Origin of the sequence: Leptospira bouyouniensis (genome assembly GCF_004769525.1) — a bacterium.
GTDB classification, from domain to species: domain Bacteria; phylum Spirochaetota; class Leptospiria; order Leptospirales; family Leptospiraceae; genus Leptospira_A; species Leptospira_A bouyouniensis.
This window is the reverse complement of the sequence record NZ_RQFT01000010.1, coordinates 96,368-119,013: the sequence shown is the minus strand read 5'-3', so window position 1 is coordinate 119,013 and position 22,646 is coordinate 96,368. Positions and strand designations below refer to the sequence as shown.

The 22,646-nt window shown below is 34.2% G+C and carries 15 protein-coding genes; 3 read left to right on the top strand and 12 right to left on the bottom strand.

The genetic code is table 11. From position 1 onward, the window contains the following. Positions 1-264 precede the first annotated feature (264 nt). The 5 genes from EHQ43_RS10795 to xerA all read right to left on the bottom strand — a co-directional run bounded on the left by EHQ43_RS10795 (position 265) and on the right by xerA (position 6,711). On the bottom strand, positions 265-1,047 hold the full coding sequence (locus EHQ43_RS10795) for a 1-acyl-sn-glycerol-3-phosphate acyltransferase (RefSeq protein ID WP_135742933.1): 783 nt from the start codon (positions 1,045-1,047) through the stop codon (positions 265-267). A gap of 70 nt (positions 1,048-1,117) precedes the next feature. Next, positions 1,118-3,274, bottom strand: a complete 2,157-nt coding sequence (locus EHQ43_RS10790) for a PAS domain S-box protein (RefSeq protein ID WP_135771212.1) — start codon at positions 3,272-3,274, stop codon at positions 1,118-1,120. 122 nt (positions 3,275-3,396) lie between these two features. Then, entirely contained in the window at positions 3,397-4,857 is a 1,461-nt protein-coding gene (locus EHQ43_RS10785; RefSeq protein ID WP_135771211.1) for a nitrilase-related carbon-nitrogen hydrolase, read from the bottom strand. Beyond that, entirely contained in the window at positions 4,854-5,588 is a 735-nt protein-coding gene (locus tag EHQ43_RS10780) for a TetR/AcrR family transcriptional regulator (protein WP_244242767.1), read from the bottom strand. The genes EHQ43_RS10785 and EHQ43_RS10780 overlap by 4 nt, the downstream gene beginning before the upstream one ends. Before the next feature lie 187 nt (positions 5,589-5,775). Beyond that, positions 5,776-6,711, bottom strand: coding sequence for a site-specific tyrosine recombinase/integron integrase (gene xerA / locus EHQ43_RS10775; RefSeq protein WP_135742905.1), 936 nt, complete (start codon positions 6,709-6,711; stop codon positions 5,776-5,778). Between the two features lie 295 nt (positions 6,712-7,006). Here xerA and recA point away from each other — a divergent pair, with 295 nt between their 5' ends. Next, positions 7,007-8,170 carry a recombinase RecA gene (gene recA, locus EHQ43_RS10770; protein WP_135742904.1) on the top strand — a complete coding sequence of 388 codons (1,164 nt, stop codon included), beginning with the start codon at positions 7,007-7,009 and terminating at the stop codon, positions 8,168-8,170. A gap of 71 nt (positions 8,171-8,241) precedes the next feature. On the opposite strand, the gene EHQ43_RS10765 is transcribed toward recA, so the two are convergent. Next, on the bottom strand, positions 8,242-8,718 hold the full coding sequence (locus EHQ43_RS10765; RefSeq protein WP_135771210.1) for a response regulator: 477 nt from the start codon (positions 8,716-8,718) through the stop codon (positions 8,242-8,244). Between the two features lies 1 nt (position 8,719). After that, on the bottom strand, positions 8,720-11,095 hold the full coding sequence (locus tag EHQ43_RS10760) for an ATP-binding protein (protein WP_135771209.1): 2,376 nt from the start codon (positions 11,093-11,095) through the stop codon (positions 8,720-8,722). A gap of 51 nt (positions 11,096-11,146) precedes the next feature. On the opposite strand from EHQ43_RS10760, the gene EHQ43_RS10755 reads away from it, so the two are divergent. Continuing rightward, entirely contained in the window at positions 11,147-12,157 is a 1,011-nt protein-coding gene (locus EHQ43_RS10755) for a hypothetical protein (protein ID WP_244242766.1), read from the top strand. Between the two features lie 16 nt (positions 12,158-12,173). Here the strand turns inward: EHQ43_RS10755 and EHQ43_RS10750 are convergent, their stop codons facing one another. Beyond that, positions 12,174-13,001, bottom strand: coding sequence for an aldo/keto reductase (locus tag EHQ43_RS10750; protein ID WP_135753007.1), 828 nt, complete (start codon positions 12,999-13,001; stop codon positions 12,174-12,176). A 71-nt stretch (positions 13,002-13,072) separates the two neighbouring features. Beyond that, positions 13,073-15,460, bottom strand: coding sequence for an ATP-dependent Clp protease ATP-binding subunit (locus EHQ43_RS10745; protein WP_135742899.1), 2,388 nt, complete (start codon positions 15,458-15,460; stop codon positions 13,073-13,075). A 268-nt stretch (positions 15,461-15,728) separates the two neighbouring features. Here EHQ43_RS10745 and EHQ43_RS10740 point away from each other — a divergent pair, with 268 nt between their 5' ends. Beyond that, positions 15,729-17,603 carry a SpoIIE family protein phosphatase gene (locus EHQ43_RS10740; RefSeq protein WP_208731015.1) on the top strand — a complete coding sequence of 625 codons (1,875 nt, stop codon included), beginning with the start codon at positions 15,729-15,731 and terminating at the stop codon, positions 17,601-17,603. 9 nt (positions 17,604-17,612) lie between these two features. On the opposite strand, the gene EHQ43_RS10735 is transcribed toward EHQ43_RS10740, so the two are convergent. From EHQ43_RS10735 to EHQ43_RS10725, 3 genes are all read right to left on the bottom strand, one after another. Further along, positions 17,613-19,724 carry an ATP-binding protein gene (locus tag EHQ43_RS10735; RefSeq protein WP_244242765.1) on the bottom strand — a complete coding sequence of 704 codons (2,112 nt, stop codon included), beginning with the start codon at positions 19,722-19,724 and terminating at the stop codon, positions 17,613-17,615. Positions 19,725-19,827: 103 nt separating this feature from the next. Further along, positions 19,828-21,753, bottom strand: a complete 1,926-nt coding sequence (locus EHQ43_RS10730) for a hybrid sensor histidine kinase/response regulator (protein ID WP_135771205.1) — start codon at positions 21,751-21,753, stop codon at positions 19,828-19,830. Positions 21,754-21,765: 12 nt separating this feature from the next. Next, on the bottom strand, positions 21,766-22,629 hold the full coding sequence (locus tag EHQ43_RS10725) for a patatin-like phospholipase family protein (RefSeq protein WP_135753012.1): 864 nt from the start codon (positions 22,627-22,629) through the stop codon (positions 21,766-21,768). Positions 22,630-22,646 lie beyond the last annotated feature (17 nt).

Below are 22,646 nucleotides of genomic sequence, written 5' to 3'. Positions count from 1 at the left end.
CAATACGATTCAGTTTTTTTAGAAAAATGAAACCAATGATCGCAAGATGAATCGATTCGAAACCATTATTCAAGTTAGATCATTTCAAAAAAAATTCTTTGGTGGATCGATTCTAAGTTGCAGATAGTATGTTAAAGTAATATTGGAAAAAAGAATTGTCCGTCAAAGTTGTCTAAAACTTTCTTATGAGAGATACATGTTGCATAAAAGACCATGATAGGACAAAAATCTTGTAAGATTTGAGTCCCAAAATTCCATAAAACTTTACGTTTGGTTGACCAAAGATAGTTCTTTTTCCTCCAAATATTTTTTCTTCTTTTTCATTAAATTTTCAGCTTTTGAAAGATACTCTTCAAATGTTGGATAATCCTTTGCTAAAATAGAACCACAATAATGAAAATAAATTGTTTTTGAATTTGCTAAATGTTTGTATTCTTCCAAACTTGAATATCCCATAAATCCGCTGACAACAAATACATCTAAGTTGATGTGAAATTTATAAGCAATTTTCATCACACCTGTTTGAAATGGCCTGATCTCCTCTGTAAATGTCCTTTCACCTTCTGGATAAAGAAAAATTGACCTAGTTTTTAATACACGTAGAACATCATTTTTAAAGTTTCGAAAGTTTGGCCGTTTTTCGGAATAAATGACAGCTTCTACAATTGTTTTATGCATCATCAGTGGTATGATTTTATATCTTTGGATGATATCTCCACCTAAGTAAGACAAACGAACATCTTTAGATTTGGCTAAATATGGAAGTGAGACAATTAATGGAACTTCTAAAGCATTTGTATGATTACAAATCAAAAATCGATTATTCCCTTCAGGATTCCAATTTTCAAGTGAAACTTCTAAGGTTCTTCCTGTTAAAAAGAAAAAAGAACGATACCAAAAATATCCCAAAAAATTATTAATCCGATTAGACCATTTGTCAAGTTTCGTGATTTTGAACAAATAGGAGAAAACCAGTCCAACGGGAAAAATGATCACGAGTACTGGTATAAAATAACATAAAACTACAAAAATTTGAAGTTTGCCCATTGGTGAATAGCAGTCCAATTCATGGAAAGGTAAACTAATATTCTAGTTCATTGCATAAAAAAAATACTAGTTATACTTTTAAATCTAATATCACCTTTGGATAGTTTGTTCTGTCAATTCTGATTTTACCTTCAATTTGTTCAGTCAACATCCCAATGAGTTGTAACCCAAACCCAGGTGTATTCTGAAAGGAAATTGTTTCAGGTATTCCAATTCCGTTGTCTGAATACTCCAAAGATAAGATATTTTTATGTTTGGAAATATTTAATCTGATTTCTGGATTTTGAATTTCAATGAATGCATGTTTCATTGAATTTGTAATCAATTCATTCAAAATTATTCCTAAAGAGGATAACAATTTAGCGTTTAATTCAATCGGTTCTTCGAGAATATTTAGATTTACATCTACATTTTTTGGAAAAATCGAAACGATTTCTGAACAAATGGAAGGAAAATAGTTTTGGATTGAAACACTATTGTCTGTCTCGGAATGATAAAGTTTATCATACAAAACAATCATACTTTTAATTCTACCGGCAGCTTCATACAATATGTGTTGTACAGAATGATTTTCTTGGGATTTCGCTTGTAAGGTAAGCAAAGTAAATAAGGAACTCATGTTATTTTTAACTCGATGGTGAATTTCTTTTAAAATGTTTTCTTTTTCATGTAATAATTTCTGAATTTTAGATTCAGATATCGTCCTTACACTTACATCTCTCAATATAACCGTAAAAAGTGTTTCACCATTCACTGAAATCTGAGAGATTGATGCTTCAATTGGAAATTCTTCCTTGTTAGAACGTAATCCACTGATTTCACCTAATGCACCCATGGCTCTTCGACTCACTCCAGTTTTACCAAATTGATCAATATGTTTATCGTGTTGGTTTCGAAAACTTTCAGGAATCAGTTGGTCTAATGGTTTCCCTATAATCTCGTTCGATTCGTATCCGAACATTTTTTCTGCAGCACCATTGAATAATATTATCTTTTTTGATTTATCGATGCTAATGATTGCATCCATCGCGGATTCTATGATTTGTGTTAGTTTTGCCTCTGATTCTTTGATTTGTTTGAGAGCTTTGAGTCGATCAGATATGTCCCTTGCTACAAAAATATAACCCGAAGGTAATTCAAATTCATCATTCAACAAAACTAAATTGATTTCAATATTACGAAGGCTTCCATCTTTTGCTTCCTGAATTGCTTCCCCGATAAAACTTCCTTCTAAATTTACTTTTTCAATGATCTCCTGCTCTGAAAAATTAGAGTAATTGGTTTTCAATACTTTTAGAATATTTTTCCCTATCACTTCTTCTGATTTCCAAAAGAATATTTTTTCAGCAGCTTTGTTCCAATAATTTATTTTTTGAGTGAAATCAGTTCCAATCACTGCATCTAATACATTATTGAGCATATTCGCTTGTTTTGCGATTTGGCTCTGGACATTGTATTCGGCAGTGATATCTCTAAAAACTAAAACCACACCTTTCGTTTCACCATTTAAATCTTTTATGGGTGAACCAGAATCGGAAATTTGGTATTCCGCTCCATCTTTTGCAATTAAAACAGTATGATTGGCTAAGGCAACAACGGCATTGGTCTTTAAAACGATATCCACTGGATTTTCAACTTTAAGCCTTGTTTTAACATTAATTATATTGAAGACTTCATTGATTGTAAGCCCTACTCCATCATCGTGAGTCCAACCTGTTAATTTTTCTGCGACTGGATTAATTCGAATGACTTTTCCATCTTTGTCGGTTGCAATCACTCCATCGCCAATCGAATGTAATACGGTTTCAAGATGTTCTTTTTTACTTTTTGTTAACTCATTTGCTTCAAAAAGTTTGAAAGCCATCTTTATTGAAGCATCCAAAACCGTGAATCCAGAATTTTTAACAACATATCCATATGAAGTGATACTTTCTGTTTTTTTAACAATTTCCCTTTCCGTATGTGATGATAAAAAGACGATCGGTATTTCTTTATGATTCAGGATATGTGTTGCCGTCTCTGTTCCATCGAGTCCTTTTCCCAAATCGATGTCCATTAATATCAAATCAAACGGGTTTTCTTCTTCGATGACAAGTTGGATTGCATTTTCTCCACATGAAACATGTGTTACCTTATATCCACCTTGTTCCAATTGGTTTTTTTCATAGAGAGCTAAAATGGCTTCATCTTCGACAAGCAATATGGATTTTTCAGCTACCAGTGTCATCGTTCATCCTTTCGCATTTCAGACTTGAAAAAGAATCGAAATGCCGACTCCAAAGGATGATACATCGAATTTTTTGTTCAATCAATAATTTAGAAAAATTCTAATATTAGAATTTTGATCATCTAAACTTCGTTTGGATCTTCTATACTTCTTTTTATGACAAAATAAACGATTTTGCACCCCGAAAGGAGTAAATTGACGATTCCAATCCAAACAATCCAATTTCCAAATCTAGAATATACAGTGTTCAATTTTGAAGTTGCGACAGAAGATATGAGGATTCCATCGTTTTCTTCAAAATAATCTAAAGTACCTTTGGGCCTTCCGTAGGCATCAAAGACACCCGATAAACCACTTCGTGCAGACCTGACAATGGATGAGCCATTTTCAATGCCTCGAATCACAGCCATTTCCGTGTGGAAGGGACTAATACCTTTCCAATCTGAAGCGGGAATCAGAGTTATCCCTGATCCATATTCTGAGTGAATTTCTGTTAGACGCAAACTATCGAAATCATAACAAATGGCCACAGACATTCTCCCAAATTCAGTATCAATGGCTTTGATCTCGGACGGTATTTTGGAAACAGGTTCACCAGGAACCAAAAATTGTTTATAATATGTTTGCCGACGTTTCCCATCTTTTGCAAACCAAACTAATTTATTGTCAAAAAAGAATCCTCCAGAAGTTTTTTGAACGATATAAGCTGCGATGATCTCGATTTGTTCTTCGTTAGCAATGGAAGAAACCAATTTTAAAAATTCTTCCTCTGCTTCGACTGTGACAAGGACTGCTCCTTCATTCCAAACCACAACATTTGCACCTTGTTTGGCTGACATCCTTGTCCTTTCAATTGTTAGTTGTGTATTTTTAATATTTTCGTTCGGGTTCTCCCAAATGGTTTGGATTTCAAATTTACTTGTTATGTCAGCTACACGAATTTGTTTACCAGGAATTCCAAGGCTCAAACGAAACGTTCCATACACGTTTGTCAAAATCAAAATAGAAATTGTGATCCATGTAAACTTAATCGTGGAATGAGTGAGTTTCTTTTGGTCGAGAATTTCGCTAAAAAAATGTTCAAAAGTTACATTAAATAAATAAAGTATAAAACTAATCCCTGTCGCACCAAAGATTGAAGCTGATTGTAGTAAAATTAGATTTCCAATTTGGCTATTTGCCAACATTCCCCAAACACCTAAATCGGTTTCATAGGCTCCGATCCATTCAACGATTGTAAATAAAAATGCGAAGGATAAAATTGGTGAAATCGATTTAGGATATCGTATTCTAAAAAAATTCCAAATCCATAATAAGATTGTAAAAATAAAACCTGCTTGTAAGCCAGAAAATACAGCGATCCACAAATGAAATGGCTCACTTACAATTCTGAGTGTTGAAAGAATTTGAAAAAATACCAAACTCATCAAAAGAAGTTTGAACGAATACCCCAGGCGTATATAACGCAAAAATGGAACAAATACAAACCAACCAAAAAAAGGAATATTCCAATTCATTCCAGTAAAACCAACTAACACACCTCCGATGATAAGGAGTATATATTGATTAGAGATGAGTTTCATATCTTACCTGCTCTTTTTGATTTTTTTTGAATTGAACCACCAGCACCCAACCAAATGTAATGAAATGATTCAATCCAAAGTTTTTCCAAGTTTTCACCTAATTGGAACGCCAAAATTGGAATCCCAAAAAAACAACTCGCAATCGCTAAGGAAAGATATTTTATATTGGTAACTTTTGGAAGTTCTTGATTCTTAAGTGATAATTCCATTGCTCTTTCTAAAATCATTTCTATTCCACCGATAGGAAGTGATTCGATTCCCGGAAAGTTTGGAAATAAAAGGATTCTTTCTGCTTCCGTTAATGGTTTTGGTTTGCGCTTCGATTTTTTCTTTGTCTGGAATGAAATGATCTCCAAAAGAATCTTAGGATTCTTTTTTGATTCTTTTGCAGTCAATTGGAATAGAGAATGAATCAATCCATATCCAGAATTTGTTTGCTGATTCTCTTCAGCAAAAACTGTTACCATCAAACTCCAAATTTGAATATAATGTAAGACCAGATCATCTTTTTCTGGAAAATAATTATAAAATGTCGGTTCCGAAATTTCAGCATAGTGACAAAGTTCTGTGATCTTAATCTCATCCAGGGACCTTGTCTCCAATAATTTCAATAATCCAACGACGAGATTCGTTCGAGTCCTTGCAAATTTTCTTTCTTTTAAAGGAAATTTTGCCAATGGGTCATTAGTTCGAATTTCATTTCGCATAGCTAACTTTTTATAGCTGGCCATATTTTTATAGTCAACTATAAATTTGTAGACTCAAATTACAAAACCATGAACTCTTTGAAAATTATTTTTTGTTTTTTAAGGATTTGTTTGTCAAAAGGCAATCATTGTGATAGAGGAGAGGCATTGGGTGGCGGGTCCAGAACCCCACCCAATTCAGGGCGGGGAGATTATACCCTAAAGCGCCCCCTTACTTCTTTGCATGCGGATGCGCATTTCGATACACTTCTTTCAGTCTGTCTCTCGAAACACTCAAATACACTTGTGTTGACGACAATGATGAATGACCGAGTAACTCTTGTACAGCGCGAATGTCAGCCCCTGCATTAAGTAAGTCTGTTGCAAACGTATGTCTAAATTTGTGAGGAGTAATGGCTTTTTCCATACCCATCACTGACCTTCTTTCAGATAAAATATAACGGATACCCCGAGTTGTTAATTTACCACCTCTTTGATTTAAAAAAATCTCTTCAGGGCCACTATTTCCTCGTTCATCCAAATAATCTTTCAAAGCTTCTTTTGCTTCAGGACCGATGAAAACAAATCTTTCTTTTCTTCTTTTCCCCATTACTTTAAGCGATGTTAACTCTTCATTTAAATCACTTAACTTTGCATTCACTAACTCAAACACACGAAGTCCAGTGCTATACAAAACTTCGACAATTGCTTTATCACGTTTACCTAGAACTTCTTTTTTTTCAGGATCTTCATAATCAAGTATGTCTTCTGTTTCAATAGGAGTGAAATTTTTAGGTAATCTCTTTTTGGTTTTAGGGAAACTAACTTGAAGGATTGGATTGGCTCCAATTTTTTCTTCGCGGAATAAAAATTTATAAAACGTTCGAAGAGAAGAAAGTTTACGACTTTGTGTTCGTTTGTCTTGTTTTTTAGCTGATTTTAAATCAGCAAAGTAGGCTCTCACATCCAGAACATCAACACTGAGAATATCAATTTCCTCTTTCAAACAAAATTCGAAAAAGAACTTCAAGTCCCTTAAATATGCGAACAAGGTATGTTCCGAATAATTTTTTTCAATTTTTAAATAGGTACGGTAACTGCGAAATAAATCCGCCATCACTTGGGGAAAATGTTCGGGAATTTGGACTTCAAGGACAGGCAGGGTCATACATCAAAACTATCGGCTAAGTTTTCTTTCTCCCGCTCTAAAAAAATACTATACAAGTACTTACATTTTGTTTAGTGTTGAAATCGGAAAAAAAAGACATAATCCAGAAAAATTCCGCTCCCAACCCTAGTTTGTCCCAGGCCTAAGGCATAATGGAGTCACTTCGAAAGAGAAAAAGAGTGGAATTCGGAAGGGATGGGTTCATCCTTGAGGTGTCAGGTGGATTTTTTGAAACCAACTGGCAAAGTCCCCTACCTAGTCTTTCGGAACACCGACTTAGGAGAACGATTGATTCATGAAAAAAGAGAAAGCTGACAAGGCACTAGAAAAAGAAACAGACCAAAGAAAACAGGCAATTGATGCCGCCCTTGGCCAAATTGAAAAACAATTCGGAAAAGGATCCATCATGCGTCTCGGTGCCGATACTCGTATGTCCGAGATGAATGTGGTATCCACTGGCTCTTTGGACCTTGACATCGCTCTAGGAATTGGTGGATTTCCATCAGGTCGTATCATTGAAATTTATGGACCTGAGTCCTCTGGTAAAACAACGCTTACTTTATCTGCCATTGCAGAAACACAAAAGAAAGGTGGCATTGCTGCCTTTATCGATGCCGAACATGCTCTCGATCCATCTTATGCCAAAAAACTGGGTGTGAACGTGGACGACCTTCTCGTTGCCCAACCTGACAACGGCGAAGAAGCTTTGGAAATCTGCGAGTCTCTCGTTCGCTCCAATGCCATAGATCTCATTGTCATCGACTCTGTTGCGGCCCTTGTCCCTAAGGCAGAAATTGAAGGGGATATGGGAGATTCCCACATGGGTCTACAAGCGCGCCTCATGTCACAAGCCCTTCGTAAACTCACTGGAACCATTTCAAAATCCAGCACAACAGTCATTTTCATCAACCAGATCCGTATGAAAATCGGAGTGATGTTCGGAAGTCCGGAAACGACGACAGGTGGAAATGCATTAAAATTCTACGCTTCGATTCGTCTTGACATCCGTAGAATTGAAACTCTCAAAGAAAAAGAGGAACCAGTTGGGAACCGAGTGCGTGTGAAAGTGGTGAAAAACAAATGTGCGCCACCTTTCCGTCAGGCTGAATTCGATATTATGTATGCGAATGGAATCAACCGTGAAAGTTCACTCATTGATCTGGCAGTTAGGCATGATTTAGTAGCAAAAGCTGGATCTTGGTATTCTTACAACGGTGAAAAAATTGGACAAGGAAAAGAACAAGTCAGGAACTTCTTTTTAGAGAATCCAGACATTGCTTTTAAAATTGAAAACCAAGTACGAGACCTCAATGCACTTCCTCTTTTGGACCAAGCGAAAATCCAAACACGAGAAGTGAAATCCATTGAAAGGGATCCCAAAGAAACGAAGGAAACAAAAACAAAACAACCTGTTAGTTTCTCTACTGAAGGGGATGGAGACATCGCAGTCGGCGAATAAACACACAAAGGCTTTCTTTTTAGGAACCATTGACCGGTTCGGGGTTTCCCGGGCCGGTTTTTTTTTGCCCATCAATCATTCCATTGAAAATTTGTACCTAACATCTGATTGACTGCGGCGACCAATCGTTCTGGTTCCCATGGTTTTGACAAAATAATGCTGTTTTTATCTGATTTATAAACAGAAAGAATATTTTCCTTCGTTGCAAAACCTGTGACCACAATGACAGGTAACTCTGGATATAATTTCTTAACTGCTTCTATTAATTTGTCTCCCATTAAATAAGGCATTTTAACATCGGAAATCAAAAGATCTGGTTTTGATTTTTGTAAATATTCAAAAGCAATTTCTGGATCTTGAATATCCACCATCACTAATTTTACATTATCTATTTTTCTTGCGACAAATGATAATTCTCGCTTCATAGATGACGAAATAGATTTTATGTCATCTACCATGACGATCTTATAAATTTTTTCCTCTTTTTTGACATCCGTCAATTGTGACTCAATATCTTTGATCATCTGATCAATACTATTCGTAACCATATTAATCCTCCTGATGGGTTGGCAGATATATCGAAAATGTAGTGCCCGCACAACGGACACTCTCTAGTTCTATTTTCCCTTTGTGTTTTCTGATAATGTCCATACTAATTGACAGACCAAGCCCTGTTCCTTCACCAATTTCCTTTGTAGAGAAAAAAGGATCAAAAATTCTTGATTGTAACTCTTCTGGAATTCCTATACCATTGTCTTTAATTTTTATTTCCGCATATTGTTTGTTATTTTCCAGTATGCATAACTTCGTATTAATTTCAATTTTACCTGGCATTTCACCTTGTGAATCCGGAAACAATCCATGTTCTTTCTTTTCTTCAATAGCATGACCAGCGTTAACAATCAAATTAATAATGACTTGTCCGAGCTCTTGAGGATGACACGAAATTTCAAGCAATTCATTAGCAACATTAAATTCAACAATACTATAATACTTTATATTATGTTGACTTATATTGATAGCAGATGTAACGATTTCATTAAGATTACATCGAGTAAAATTCTCTTCCTTATTTACATGAGCAAAACTTTTTATATTACTTACGATACTCACTACACGACTAGCACCATCAATAGATTCATCTAACATTTCGGAAGTATCAGACAATATATTCGATATATCTGCCTTCTCCCATTCATTTATCATTTCTAGAACATTTGGATCCGCAGAATATCGACAAAGTTCTATCTTTGCTTTTTCAAAGTAATGCGAAAGAATCTTATGATATCTTTTCATGGTTTCTAGATTACTCGAAATAAATGCCATTGGATTGTTGATTTCATGAGCGACACCCGCAGCCAATTGACCTATCGAAGCTAATTTTTCGCTTTGTAATAATTGAGTTTCTGTATCCTTTGCCCGAGAAAGGTCATTCAGGTAAACTAAAAGCGAAACTTCTCCATTATATATAATTTCAATTGCCCAAAAACTAACCCATTTTTTTTGTCCATTTGATAAAATGATATTTTTCTCAATAACATTTTGATCAGGCGCAAATCCATTGTTAGATAAATTTTGAATAAACTCAAACGGATCATCGCCATTCAAAAAACCAAAAACCTCAGAAACTTTTTTATTCTTCATCTGGTTTTTATTTTGCAAAAGTAGGATTTCTGAACTTCTATTGAAAAATTGAATTTGACCATTTACTAGAATCAAAATTCCATTAGGTGAACATTCGACAATTGACTGAAGATTCCATTCGCTAGTCAAAAGCAAATCTTCCGTTCTTTTTCTAATTAAAATTTGAACCAGTTCTGTACCGAGTAATTCAACTTCTTTATAATCAATTTCTTCAAATTCTGTTCTTTTATTATATAATAACAATTCGAAATATTCATTCTCTCTTAAGAAAAACTTCAAACTCATCTCTCTTAAGATTCTAGGAAAAACAGTTGTAGGTTCAATTGGTAAATATTCGGAAGATGATTGATTTCGAATCTTATACAATCCAAATTCTTTTTCAATAACTTCGTCTCGAATTAATCTAATTTTTCCCCAATTACTCTCAGTTAATTGTAATGAATAACTTAAAGCTAAATTAAAAATGCTTATCTCTTTCTCTAATAGCGAACTTTTTTGGCCTATGTCTATTACAGCTGCTGTTCTAATTTCAGTTTTTTTACGTTCCGTTATATCAATATGCGTACCGACAACACGTATCGGTAAATCATTTTCATCTCTTTCAACAACCTTCCCTCTACTCCAAACCCAAATTGATTTTCCCGATCTAGTGAACATTCTAATTTCGGTATCATGTGAATCGATATGACCATTCAGATAATTTTCAAATAGAGTTCGAATCTGTTCCCGATCCTCCCAATGTACCAATGTTTCCCAATGTGAAAAATTTTGGGGGAAATGTTCGACTTCAAATCCTAACATTCGAACATATTCTGGACTAAAATAAGCCTTCCCTAATCGAAGGGAAAAATCCCATACACCACTTTGCCCACTTTCTAAAGCGAGTTTTAATCTTACTTCCTCTTCTCGATTTTCAGGAACACGAATTGAATCCAGATTTACAATGTATAAAACTCTTTGGTTATTAGAAATGGATTGAGAAAGTATTTGAAATGATCCGTTTAAACGAGAGAGAATCACAGGGAAAGAAGACTTTCCTGCCCGCCTTATCCAAGATGAACGAATTTCTTCTTGAATTTCCTCCTTCCAAAAAAGATTTACAAAATCTTTACCGATCAGCTGAAAAAAGGATGTCTGAAAAAGTTCTGTTGCAGAAGCATTACATCTGAGGATTTTTAGATCATTGTTCAATATAAAAGAAGGTAATGGATTTCCATCCCAAGCAGCTTCTAGCTCCTTCTTTGCATTTAGTACTTTATCGATAGCCTCGGTGATTTCCATCTAAACTTACCGAAAAATATGACGAAAAAAATTTTTATTTTAATAATTTTTTTGAATTTTCAATGCCTATTCCAAGAAAAGAAATCAAACATTGAGATTAGTGAGTCTGTAATATTTGATGAATGGGCTGGGAGTATCAACACAGATCCAGTTCACAAAAGAGAAATGGATGCCAGTTGGAACAAGTTGATTAGTACGAAAGAATCGATCACTGTGTATTTAAAACAAAAAGATTTTCATCCAAAAGTTAAAACAGTGGTTTATCCTTTTAGTGGAATCGATGTTTTGAATTTATTTTCCTTTTATCCTGATTCGGATAACTATGTTTTATTCGGACTAGAAGACCCCGGTTATCCAAGTAAATACAATGAACTTTCTCTTAAAGAAAAGAACATTGTGAAATCGGGTATCCGCAATTTATCGGATCACTTGGCCGGTAGAAATTATTTTACTTACCGTAAAATGAAAGAAGAAACAAAGAAAAAAGAATTAAATGGGGCTTTTCCGGTCTTTGTAGCTTTTTTAAAACGAATGGGAAAAGAAGTCATTGATACTAAAGAAAAATCAATTATCGGAAATCATATTGAATATAAGGGATTTCAAGTAACTTTATATGATCCCAATTTACAAAAACAACAAACACTTACATATTTTAAAATATTCTTAATTGGCCATGAAGGAATCCCTGGAGACGGATTGTATGAATACTTTACGGCACTTGGTGAATTTGGCATTTTTACAAAATCGGCAGAATATTTGTTTCATGGCGAAAAAAGAAAATCCTTTCGCGACTTATTATTAAAAAATGCAACATTCGTTGTGCAAGATGACTCAGGCTTTCCAATGCGTTTTTTTCCTGAAAACAATTGGAAAAGGAGCATCTTCGGTAGATATGAAAAATCATGGAACCTATCAGGAGCAGTTTTTCCTGAGGAACAACCTGAGCTCATTAAATTAAGTAAAGAAACGAATGACCAAATCCTACCATTTCCATTTGGTTATGGTTATTTAGGCACAAAGGACAACCGGCAATCAGCCGTCCTTGTATTTGAAAAAAAATAGAGAGAACAATCGATTCTTAATCAACAGTTGTTGGATCCCAGCAAGTGCGAAAGTTTTCATTCCAGTTTGAAATCTCTTTCATATCATCTTGCGATAATGTAAAATCAAACACGTCCGCGTTTTCTTTAATTCGGATTGGATTTTTTGATTTTGGAATCACAACATTTCCAGATTGTAACGACCATCGAATTAGAATCTGAGCATTCGATTTATTATATTTTTTAGCTAATTTGGTAACTCTCTCATCTTCTAATTTCTGACCATGCGCTAACGGACTATAAGCTTCTAGCAAAATTCCATTTTTCTCACAATATTCTTTGAGTTTTGTGTCTTGTAAAAATGGATGGTATTCCACTTGGTTCATAGCAGGAATAATTTCGGTTTCATTTAACAGCTCTTTTAAGTGTGTAACCATAAAGTTACTCACACCAATTGATTTGGCTTTGCCTTCTTTTTTTATCTTTTCTAAAGCCTTCCAAGATTCTTTTCGTTTTCCCGATACTGGAAAGTGAATCAAATACATATCTACATAATCTGTACCTAATTTTTTTAAAGATACATCGATTGCTTTTTGAGCTTCTTCAAAACCTTGGTCTGCGTTCCAAAGTTTTGTGACTAAAAAAATTTCACTACGTTTGATACCACTCTCATCAATCGCTCTTCCTACATCTGCTTCATTTCCATAAATTGCTGCTGTATCAATATGTCTGTAACCGACTTCTAGGGCTGATTTAACTGCATCAAAACATTCTTTCGGTCGTGATTTCCAGACTCCTAATCCTAATAATGGCACAGATATAGTTTGGTTTGTAGGGATTGTGGATGTGAGACTAAGTTCAGACATAAATATATCCTTAGACGAAACAAACCTCACCATAAACTAATTTATGGTGAGGTTTGTAGGATACTTTCGGTTTATTTTTTTACTGAGGATGTTTCTTGGAGTAAGGTAAATTGTAGATCTTCTCCATTCCAATCCGCACGATAACGGCCTTCTGCTAAAGTCCCAGAAAGGATCGCCTTAGCCAAAGGACGATTCACGATACGATTGAAAACACTTCCTAAAGGGCGAGCTCCAAATTTTGGATCAAATCCCTGTTCCCGTAAAATATGTTCTGTGCTTTCTGAAAGTTCCACAACGATCCCTTTTACCTTTAATCTTTCATTTAGAGATCGAAGTTGTTTTTCGATGAGTTTTTCCATAATGGAAGAATCTAACGAATGGTAGGTCAAAATTGCATCCAACCTTCCTAGAACTTCAGGTTTAAAATCAGCTTCAATATTTTTTGAATTGGTAGTAAGAATCACAATAGTATTCTTAAAATTGATAGTTCTGCCTTTATTGTCTGTTAATCTACCATCATCTAAAATTTGAAGTAAAATATCAGAAAAGTCAGGATGAGCTTTTTCCACTTCATCAAATAAAACAACTGAGTAAGGTTTACGTCGAATCGCTTCTGTCAATATTCCACCTTCATCATACCCAACATAACCAGCTGGAGCACCTATGAGTTTTGCAACTGAGTGTTTTTCTGAATACTCACTTAAGTCCAATCGAACTAGATTGGTTTCTTGGTCGAATAAAAACTTTGCAATTGCTTTAGCTGTTTCTGTTTTTCCTACACCTGTGGGTCCTTTTAATAAGAAGGATCCAAGCGGTCTTGTTTCAGGAGAAATTCCAGCATAAGATGTCAATAGAGTATCAGCAATCTCTCTGATGGATTCCTTTTGACCATAAACTACAGAATTTAAATCATCTTCCAAATGGAGTAAGTTCTCTTGTTTTGTTTTTAAAATCTTTTCTACAGGAATTCCAGTCTGTCTTGCGATTACAGCTGCAATGTGGTTTCTTTCTAATATCCAACTATTTTGGAAACCATTCAGTTCTTTTTCCAACTCTGGTAACACTGCATACTTCAATCGTGATGCTTCTGTATAATCAGCACGTTGTTGGGCTGCATCTAAATCAAACTTCACACGATCGATTTTGTTTTTAATAGAAGCAATTTGTTTTAGGGAGTTTACTTCCTTTTCCCAAATTTCTTTTCCAACTTGAAACTTTTTCTCCAATGCTTCAATTTCTTTCAAAGTTTCTTCGTTTTTCTTTTCCACTTGGGCAAATATTTTTTTGGATCGAATTTCACTTTCTAATTCCACTAACTCAGTTGGCATCGCTTCAGCAGATAACTTCAAAGCAGAAGCAGCTTCATCAACCAAATCAATAGCTTTATCTGGTAAAAATTTATCAGTAATATATTGGTCTGACAAAAGGACAGACGCATAGATTGCTTCATCAGAAATTTTAATTCCATGATGGATTTCATGTTTATCTCGAATTCCCATTAAAATCTCAATCGCATCTTCTTTGTTTGGTTCATTAACAGGAACTGCACGAAAACGTCTTTCTAATGCTTGGTCACCAAGTATGTACTTTTGAAATTCATCGCCTGTTGTGGCTCCGATACAATGTAATTCACCTCGTGCAAGCGCTGGTTTTAACAAATTGGCAGCATCCATGGCTCCATCTGTTTTACCTGCTCCAACTAATTGATGAATTTCATCTATAAACAAAATTGCTTCGCCAGCTTGTCCTTTGATGTAACGCAAAAGGGCTGTTAGTTTTTCCTCAAATTCACCTCTGTATTTCGTTCCCGCCATCAATTGCCCCATATCGAGTGAATAGATGGTTTTCCCTTTGAGTACATCAGGAACCCGACCCTTGACAATTTGTTCTGCGAGCCCTTCCACAATGGCGGTTTTTCCCACACCAGCGCTTCCCACGAGTACAGGATTGTTTTTTGACCTTCTTCCTAAAATTTCCATTACAGAACGAATTTCTTTACTTCGACCAATGACAGGGTCTAATTTTCCTTCTCTTGCTAAATCATTGAGATTTATGAGAAAATTTGGAACTTCCTCGTCCGTTTCTTTCACATTTAAATCTTCATAATTGATTTTCAGCTCCGGTAGGATTTGGGGTAAAAATTTTAAAAAATCTGCTTCTTTTAATTCCTCTCTTCCATTCTCTGCTGCTCTCGAAGATGCCATGGTAAACCATTGGGCAAGTTTTGGCGATGTTCGGAGAGATTCAAATGGGATCTCGCCCGAGGCTTTCGGCTGTTTTTTTAAAAATTCATCCACTGTCGATTTGTATTGAATTAACGTTTTCCCAGAAACAGAAGTCGGTAAGGTCATAAAGCCCCAGACCAAATGATAGGGAGAGATTTCTGTATTTTGTCTCCTGATCGCTTCCGTTTGTGCAATGTCCAAAGCCCCTTGGACGTTAGAGTCGTATTGTTTCATAGTGTTCCCTCACTTTTAGCACTCTAGACCTTAGACTGCTAATTTTGAGTTCTTGTGACAAGTTTTTTTCGAAAAGGACTTTCAGGGAAGCAAACTTCGTCGAATTCTAGAAAAGGAATCGGGGAAATCATCATGGATTCAATTTGGTTTTACGAAGATAACAAACTCTCATGACAGAAAGAAGAAAACGAGTGGAGAAAGGAAATTAGTGCAATTTTATAGGGAAGGTAAAATTTTCCTCCTCCTCATTTTGTGGGTGAACCCCCTCATGTCCTTACCCATTTCAGTCGAAGAATCAAAACAGTTTCGTGATATTGGCAAATACTTTGAATATACGATACCAGAAAACCCTGAAGCTCAATTATCCGAGATTCTAAATGAAAACACAGTTTGGCGACCCAATCCAAAGAATGTAATTTCATTTCCTCGATCACAATATCCTGTTTGGCTAAAGATCACTTTGATCCATTATGGAAATTTTCCACACACTTTCTTTTTACACTTATCGAATCCAGTTGTAGATCTTTTTGAATTACATACTGAGATCAATGGCAAATGGATTACCCAATGGTCCGGTGAACAAGTTTTACAAAGGAATAAACCAATCTATTCTCATATTTCTGCATTTCCCATTACCTTATCTTCAAATGAAACTAGAACGATATACTTAAAAATAAGATCAGATAATCCAATTTTTAGTTTTGTCTCATTATATAATTCTCGAACATTCATAGCTTATTCAAAGAGTCAGGATATCTTTTTTGCAGCTTATTTTGGTGCTGGGTTTATGATGTTTCTCTTTAGTCTCTTTTTGGCACATACGCTAAGATACAAAAAGTTTTTTTATTTTTTCTTTTATTTGGCGACAGTTCTCTTCCTAAATACTTACTTCACTGGTTTCATACAATACTTAGAAATTAGTTATTCCAACTCATGGAAGAATTATTTATTTCCAATTACAATCCATCTATCTTCTATTTTCGGATTACTATTTACCTTAGAGTTCTTAGAAACAAAAGATTATTATTCAAAACTTAATAAAATCACAAATACTTATATTTTTCTTATCATTCTTTTAATGTTCTTTATATTTTTTCTAAACCTTAGAAATTTCATACAATTAACAGTTATTTCAATTATCATTGCAATCTTTCTCGCAATTACAATTTCAACTATGTCATTGATTAAAAGTAAGAAAAAGTTGGAAGTTATTTTATTCCTTCTAGCATTTGGATCGTTAATGTTTGGAGCTTCACTCCATACTTTTACGGTTCAAGGTTTTATAAAACCAATTCATTATGCAACTTATTCACTACCACTTGGTTCTGCATTGGAAGTTTTTTTTCTCTCGCTTGCTTTAGTTTTGCGAGTATCTGACTATCGAAAATCTAACGAACTAAAACAAGAAATTGATTTGCAGTTAAAAATTGCTCAAAAGTTACAAAACGGATTATTACCTCAAAAGAGGACACATGCATTAGATTATCCGCTTGGTTTTCGATATTCACCTGCAACAGACATAGGCGGAGATTTTGTTGAAATCATCGTAAAAGAAAAAGAGTTGGGTTTATTTTTATGCGATGTATCTGGTCATGGAATACCCGCAGCGATGATCGCATCAATGACAAAAGTGTCTTTAGAAATCTGGAATGATATATTAGAGAAACCAGCGTTAGCAGCAGAAAAAATCAGAAAATCATTATTAAGTTTATTATCAGGTCATTTCGTAAGTGCTTTTTTTGTGTATTTAAATCCTAGAGAAAAAATTCTACGGATAGCAAATGCTGGCCACTTACCCCTCCTTCATTTGGATAGAAATGGAAATATGACAACGTATACGAGTTATGGACGAGCCATTAACGAATATATCAAATCCGACATCATTGAAATGAGTTTCCCTTTACCTGAAAATGGAACTTTGATTCTATTTACCGATGGTGTGATCGAAGCAAGAAATATTCAAACTGGTGAGTTGTTCGGAGAGGATCGTTTTCATAATCTAATTCAATCCCTTTCAAACAAACACCCTCAGTTTATTTGCGATTCGGTCATCGATGAAATTGAAAAATTTCAAAAATCAAAACGATCTGATGATGATATTACAATCCTTGCTTTATCATTAGATTCAAATTTTGAATCATAGTATTACAATTTAAAAACCGATCCAAATATGAAGCTGGTTTAATAAATCATTTGGATTAAATGGCTTAGAAATAAAATCATTCATTCCAACCGATTTGATCTGATTACGAGTTTCTATTTGCGCAGACGCTGTTAGAGCAATGATGGGAATATGTTCCCAATTTGGATCTTTTCGAATTTCGATAGTAGAGTTATACCCATCCATTACTGGCATATGAAGATCCATCAAGATTAAATCTACTTGTTGTTTCTTTAATACTTCTAACACTTCCAAACCATTTGTAGCTTCTAAAGTTTGAATCCCCCAACGATTGAGAAAACGAATCACAATGGATCGATTGATTTGAATATCATCTGCAACAAGTACTATTTTTCCTTTTAACAAATCATTATTTTTTACAGAACTAATTGAGATAAATTCGTTCCCTTTTCCGATTAAACATGGTAAAGAAAAGGAAAACTTGGAACCTTTTCCTAATTCAGAGGAAAGTTCTAAATTTCCACCCATGAGTTCGACAAGAGCCTTTGAAATTGCAAGCCCCAAACCAGATCCTCCAAATTTCCGAGTAGTATCTTGATTTGCTTGTGTAAACTTTTCAAAAATTGTATCAAATTTATTTGGATCGATTCCAATTCCAGTGTCTTCGACTTCAAATTTTAGTAACACATGATCATTATTCAGTGATTCAGAGGTGACACGAAATGTTATTGAACCTTCATAAGTGAATTTTAGTGCATTAGATAACAAGTTGTTTAAAATTTGTAACAAACGCGTAGGGTCACAATGGATGAATTCCGGAACATGATCAGAAATTTCATAATGAAAAATTAATAATTTTTCATTCGATCGCATCGAAAAAGTTGTTGTGATAGAATTTAAAAAATCTTTTAACCGAAAATCAATCTTCTCTATGACAACCAATCTCTCTTCAATTTTATTAAAATCGAGTATATCATTAATCAGTGACAAAAGTGATTCACCAGCAAACTTTAAATTCTTCAAATTTTCTAATTGTTCAGGTTTTGGACTTTCTTCAAGTAACCACAATGCAATTCCGACCACTGCATTTAGCGGTGTCCTCAATTCATGGCTCATATTTGATAAAAAATCAGATTTTGCTTTATTTGCATCCTCTGCCTTTTTTTTAGCAACGAGAAGTTCACGTTCATAAATAATAGATTTCGTAACATCAACTAACGCTGACCTGGTGCTAATCATCTTTCCAGAAGAATCAAAAATTGCGGTGGACGATAAATTAACAAAAATTGACCCACCATCTTTTTTAATTATTTCAAAAATTAAATTATTAATATAACCTTGTTTTTTAAAAATTGGAAAATTGGATTCAAAAATTGCTTTGCTATTTTCTGTTAAAAGATCAGACCATCTCTTTTTTCCCACCAGTTCATTCTCAGAATAACCTAACCATTCACATTCAGTACGATTTACTTTTAAAAAATAACCCTCAGCATCTAAACTATGAAATCCGACAGGTGAATTTTGGTATATATCCTCAATTTCAAAATATCTATCTTCGATTACTTCTTTCTCAACTATTGACTGAATACTTTTTTTAAGAACAAAAATCATCCATAAAATTAAAAATGATAAAAGGAGAAACAAACCAGCTGATATAACCAAAAGTCGATTGCTTGATTTTTTATAAGATTCATATTCCGCATCATCTCTCTTTTGTTTCTTTACCAAGAGTTTTTCATATAAAATTCGGAATTCAGACATTTTCTGATTTCCTAAAACCAAACTATCTTTTGATGGTAATCTACCAGGAAATAAATTCAAATACCCTTCCATGTGTTTTAGTTTTGAATGACTCAAATCGAGTAAATTCTTTAATTCCTGCAAATCTTCAATTTCACTATTATCGTATAAATATCTTTCAATATTAGGAAGAAGTATTAAAGCTTTGTGATATGGATTTAGAAACGTGGGCTCATTCGAAAGTAAGTATCCTCTTACACCTGTTTCCGCATCCTTTAAAGAAGAAGAATATTCTTTTAGATTTAAATCCCAATTTTTCTTATGTTCGTAGCGAATGGATATTGAACGACTTTCGAACAAATGGTAAAAAAAGAAAAAAGAGGAAAATATCAAAAAAGACAAAAGAATCCAAAGAAAACCTAGGTAAAATGGCTCAAGCTTTTTTTGAATCAAAAAAGTCATGGGAAATTATGTTCATAAAGCATTGAACAAATTTGTCAATTGTTTAAAGCATTGCTTTCCAAGCAGGGAAATATAAATCGAATTGGGTACCTTTTCCAACCGTAGATTCCACCAATATGGTTCCACCCATTTTGGCTAATATTCCATAGATGATGGAAAGTCCAAGACCTGTACCTTTGCCACCTTTTGTGCTAAAAAATGGATCAAATATTTTATCAAGAATTTCTTTAGGAATTCCATTCCCATTATCTGAAAAACTCAACTTCCAATATTCGGTATTCTTTAAAAAACCAACTTGGAACAAATCAGATTTTTCATAAATTACTTTCGTAAGACTAATTGTAATCTTTGGGTTTTGTATTTCTTGTAGGGCAAAGAGTGAATTTTCATATAAATTAGAAAGAATTTGAAATATTTGAATCGGATCAGCTTCAATGAATGCCGATTCAGTGCCTAAGTCAGTAAAGATAGAAAGTTTGTTAGATGATACAAATTTTACCTCACTTAACACCTGCAATAATTGTTCTCGTAGATCTATTTGTTTAGTCGAAGAATGATCTATTTTTGAATAAGTAAGTATTTGTTGGATCAAATTTTTCGCACGTTCAAGAGACTTCGATATTCCTTCAATTGCCGGCAGTGATTTTTGAATCATTTCATCCGTTTGATTACTCGACCACTCTGCATTTAAATATGAAATATAAGCCATCATTGGAGTTAATAAATTATTAAAATCATGTGCAATCCCACCTGCGAATGTACCGAGTGCCTCCAGTTTTTGAGCTTGGGCGTAGGCTCTTTCTAGAACAATTTTTTCAGTAATATCTTTTGCTTCTAAAACAAGATAAATGATTTTGCCAAAAGGATCATTCAATGGATAAAAGTCACAATCAAAATATTTTTCTCTTCCATCTCGTAATCGATAAGAAACCAAAACTTCGAATGTTTGATTCTTTAATGCTAATTTCATCCCATATGTCAATTTTTTGATCGAATCTTCATTTGATTCAGAAAAGATAGAACTAATCAATTCCAAACCTTGTACATCGGATTCATTTCTTTCGAATGACAAGACTGAATTGCGATTCATACGAATGATGTGACCTTGTAAATCTAACAAAAAGATTGCTTGTGATGAATTATTAAAGATGCCTTTAAATAATTGTTCGTTTAACTGAATGGAACTTTCTAGATCTGATACATCGGAAATATCATGTATTGTTCCGAAAATTCTAAATCGATCTTCATCAAACCTTTCTGCTTCCAACCATAAATTTACTTTTTTGCGCCCAAGTTTTGTATTTAAATGTAATACAAATTCTTTTGAAGTATTCTCACTAGTAACTTCATTCCAAACCGTTTCAATTAATTTCTTTTCTTCCACATCAAGCAAAGTCCAAACTTTTTCCATAGATGGAACTTCACTAAAATCATAACCTAGTATTCTATATAATTCTAATGACCAAAGGGTATTGTTTTCTGGGAATATCACTTCAAAATGTCCAAGATGAGAAATCTTTTGAGATCTTGTTAAAATTTCTTCACCATGGACTAACATTTCCCATGCTTTTTTTTGAGACTGCTTTAACCTAAATGCTTCTAATTCACGATTTACTACGAAAGGGAGTTTAATGATAGATGACTTTGGTAAAAATTCAGAAGCTCCCAAATTTAAATATTCTGAAGCAGCTTCCTCAGGAATAAACTCAGTGATTAGGATGACAGGTAACTCAGGATTCAGTTCCTTTATTCTATGGATTACGTATTTTCCATCAAAGTCAGGCAAATAATAATCAGAAATGATTATATCCCAAGATTTCTCGATGATACTTCTCTCAAATTCTTCTTTCCATTCCACTCTTTCTGATGAGAGTGTAAATCCAAAGTTTTGCAACACTGATACGATAGCTTGATAAGAAGCAACGGAATCTTCTACTACTAAAACATTGATTTTTTTTTGTGATTCCATAATTGAAGTGTTTTAATTGAAGAGTCCAAAAATTGGTAATTCCATTTCACCCAATATCTCGGGTTTATGTTTATAAGCAGTTCCTCTCCCTTCTGCCAATGCAAATTTACCCTTTGAAAAATCATTCGGAGACAAATAAGGTGTATTGGTTTCTAATCGAATTAATTTTTTACCTTTTTCTTTTGCTAACAAAGTTTTTAAGTCTTCTGTTTCTGTTTCAATGATTTGAACCGATGCATCTAACGCCCGCTTCATCATATTTTTGCTAATAGGTCTGCTATTATTAATTTGGTGAATTACAATTCTATCGATGCTAGGATCTAATATTAATTCTTTGATTGGTTCCCCATCACCAATTCCACCATCTAAAAACTCTTGACCCTGAAATTCCTGCACTTCATATAAAAATGGAAACGCGATGGAAGCCATCACTGCATCCAAAACATTTCCTTCTGTGATTAACTCACGTTTATTTTTAGATAAATTAGAAACTGCAATTCCAAGTTTGATTGGTAAGTCAGAAAACTTTTTATTTCCAAGGTAAGGATATAAAATCTTACGAGTTGCTTGTCCTGTTAATACACCACTCGATTGGTTCCAACCTTTCTTCAAAAGGCGACCAAGTAACGTTAATGAATTACCTTCCCAAAAATCCTTTTTTTTAAGTCCTAAAACCAAAGATTCAAATTCGACCATATCTTTCCCAGTTGCATATAAGGCTCCAATCATTGCACCAGAACTTGAACCAGTTACGATGGCTGGTTTAAAACCGATCTCTTGTAAACCTCTCACAAAACCTGTATGAGCAAAAAAACCAAAGAATGCAGATTTCAAACATAAAGCTGAATATTTTTTAGGAAAAATAAGTTCTATCATAATGTAGTTATCAATAT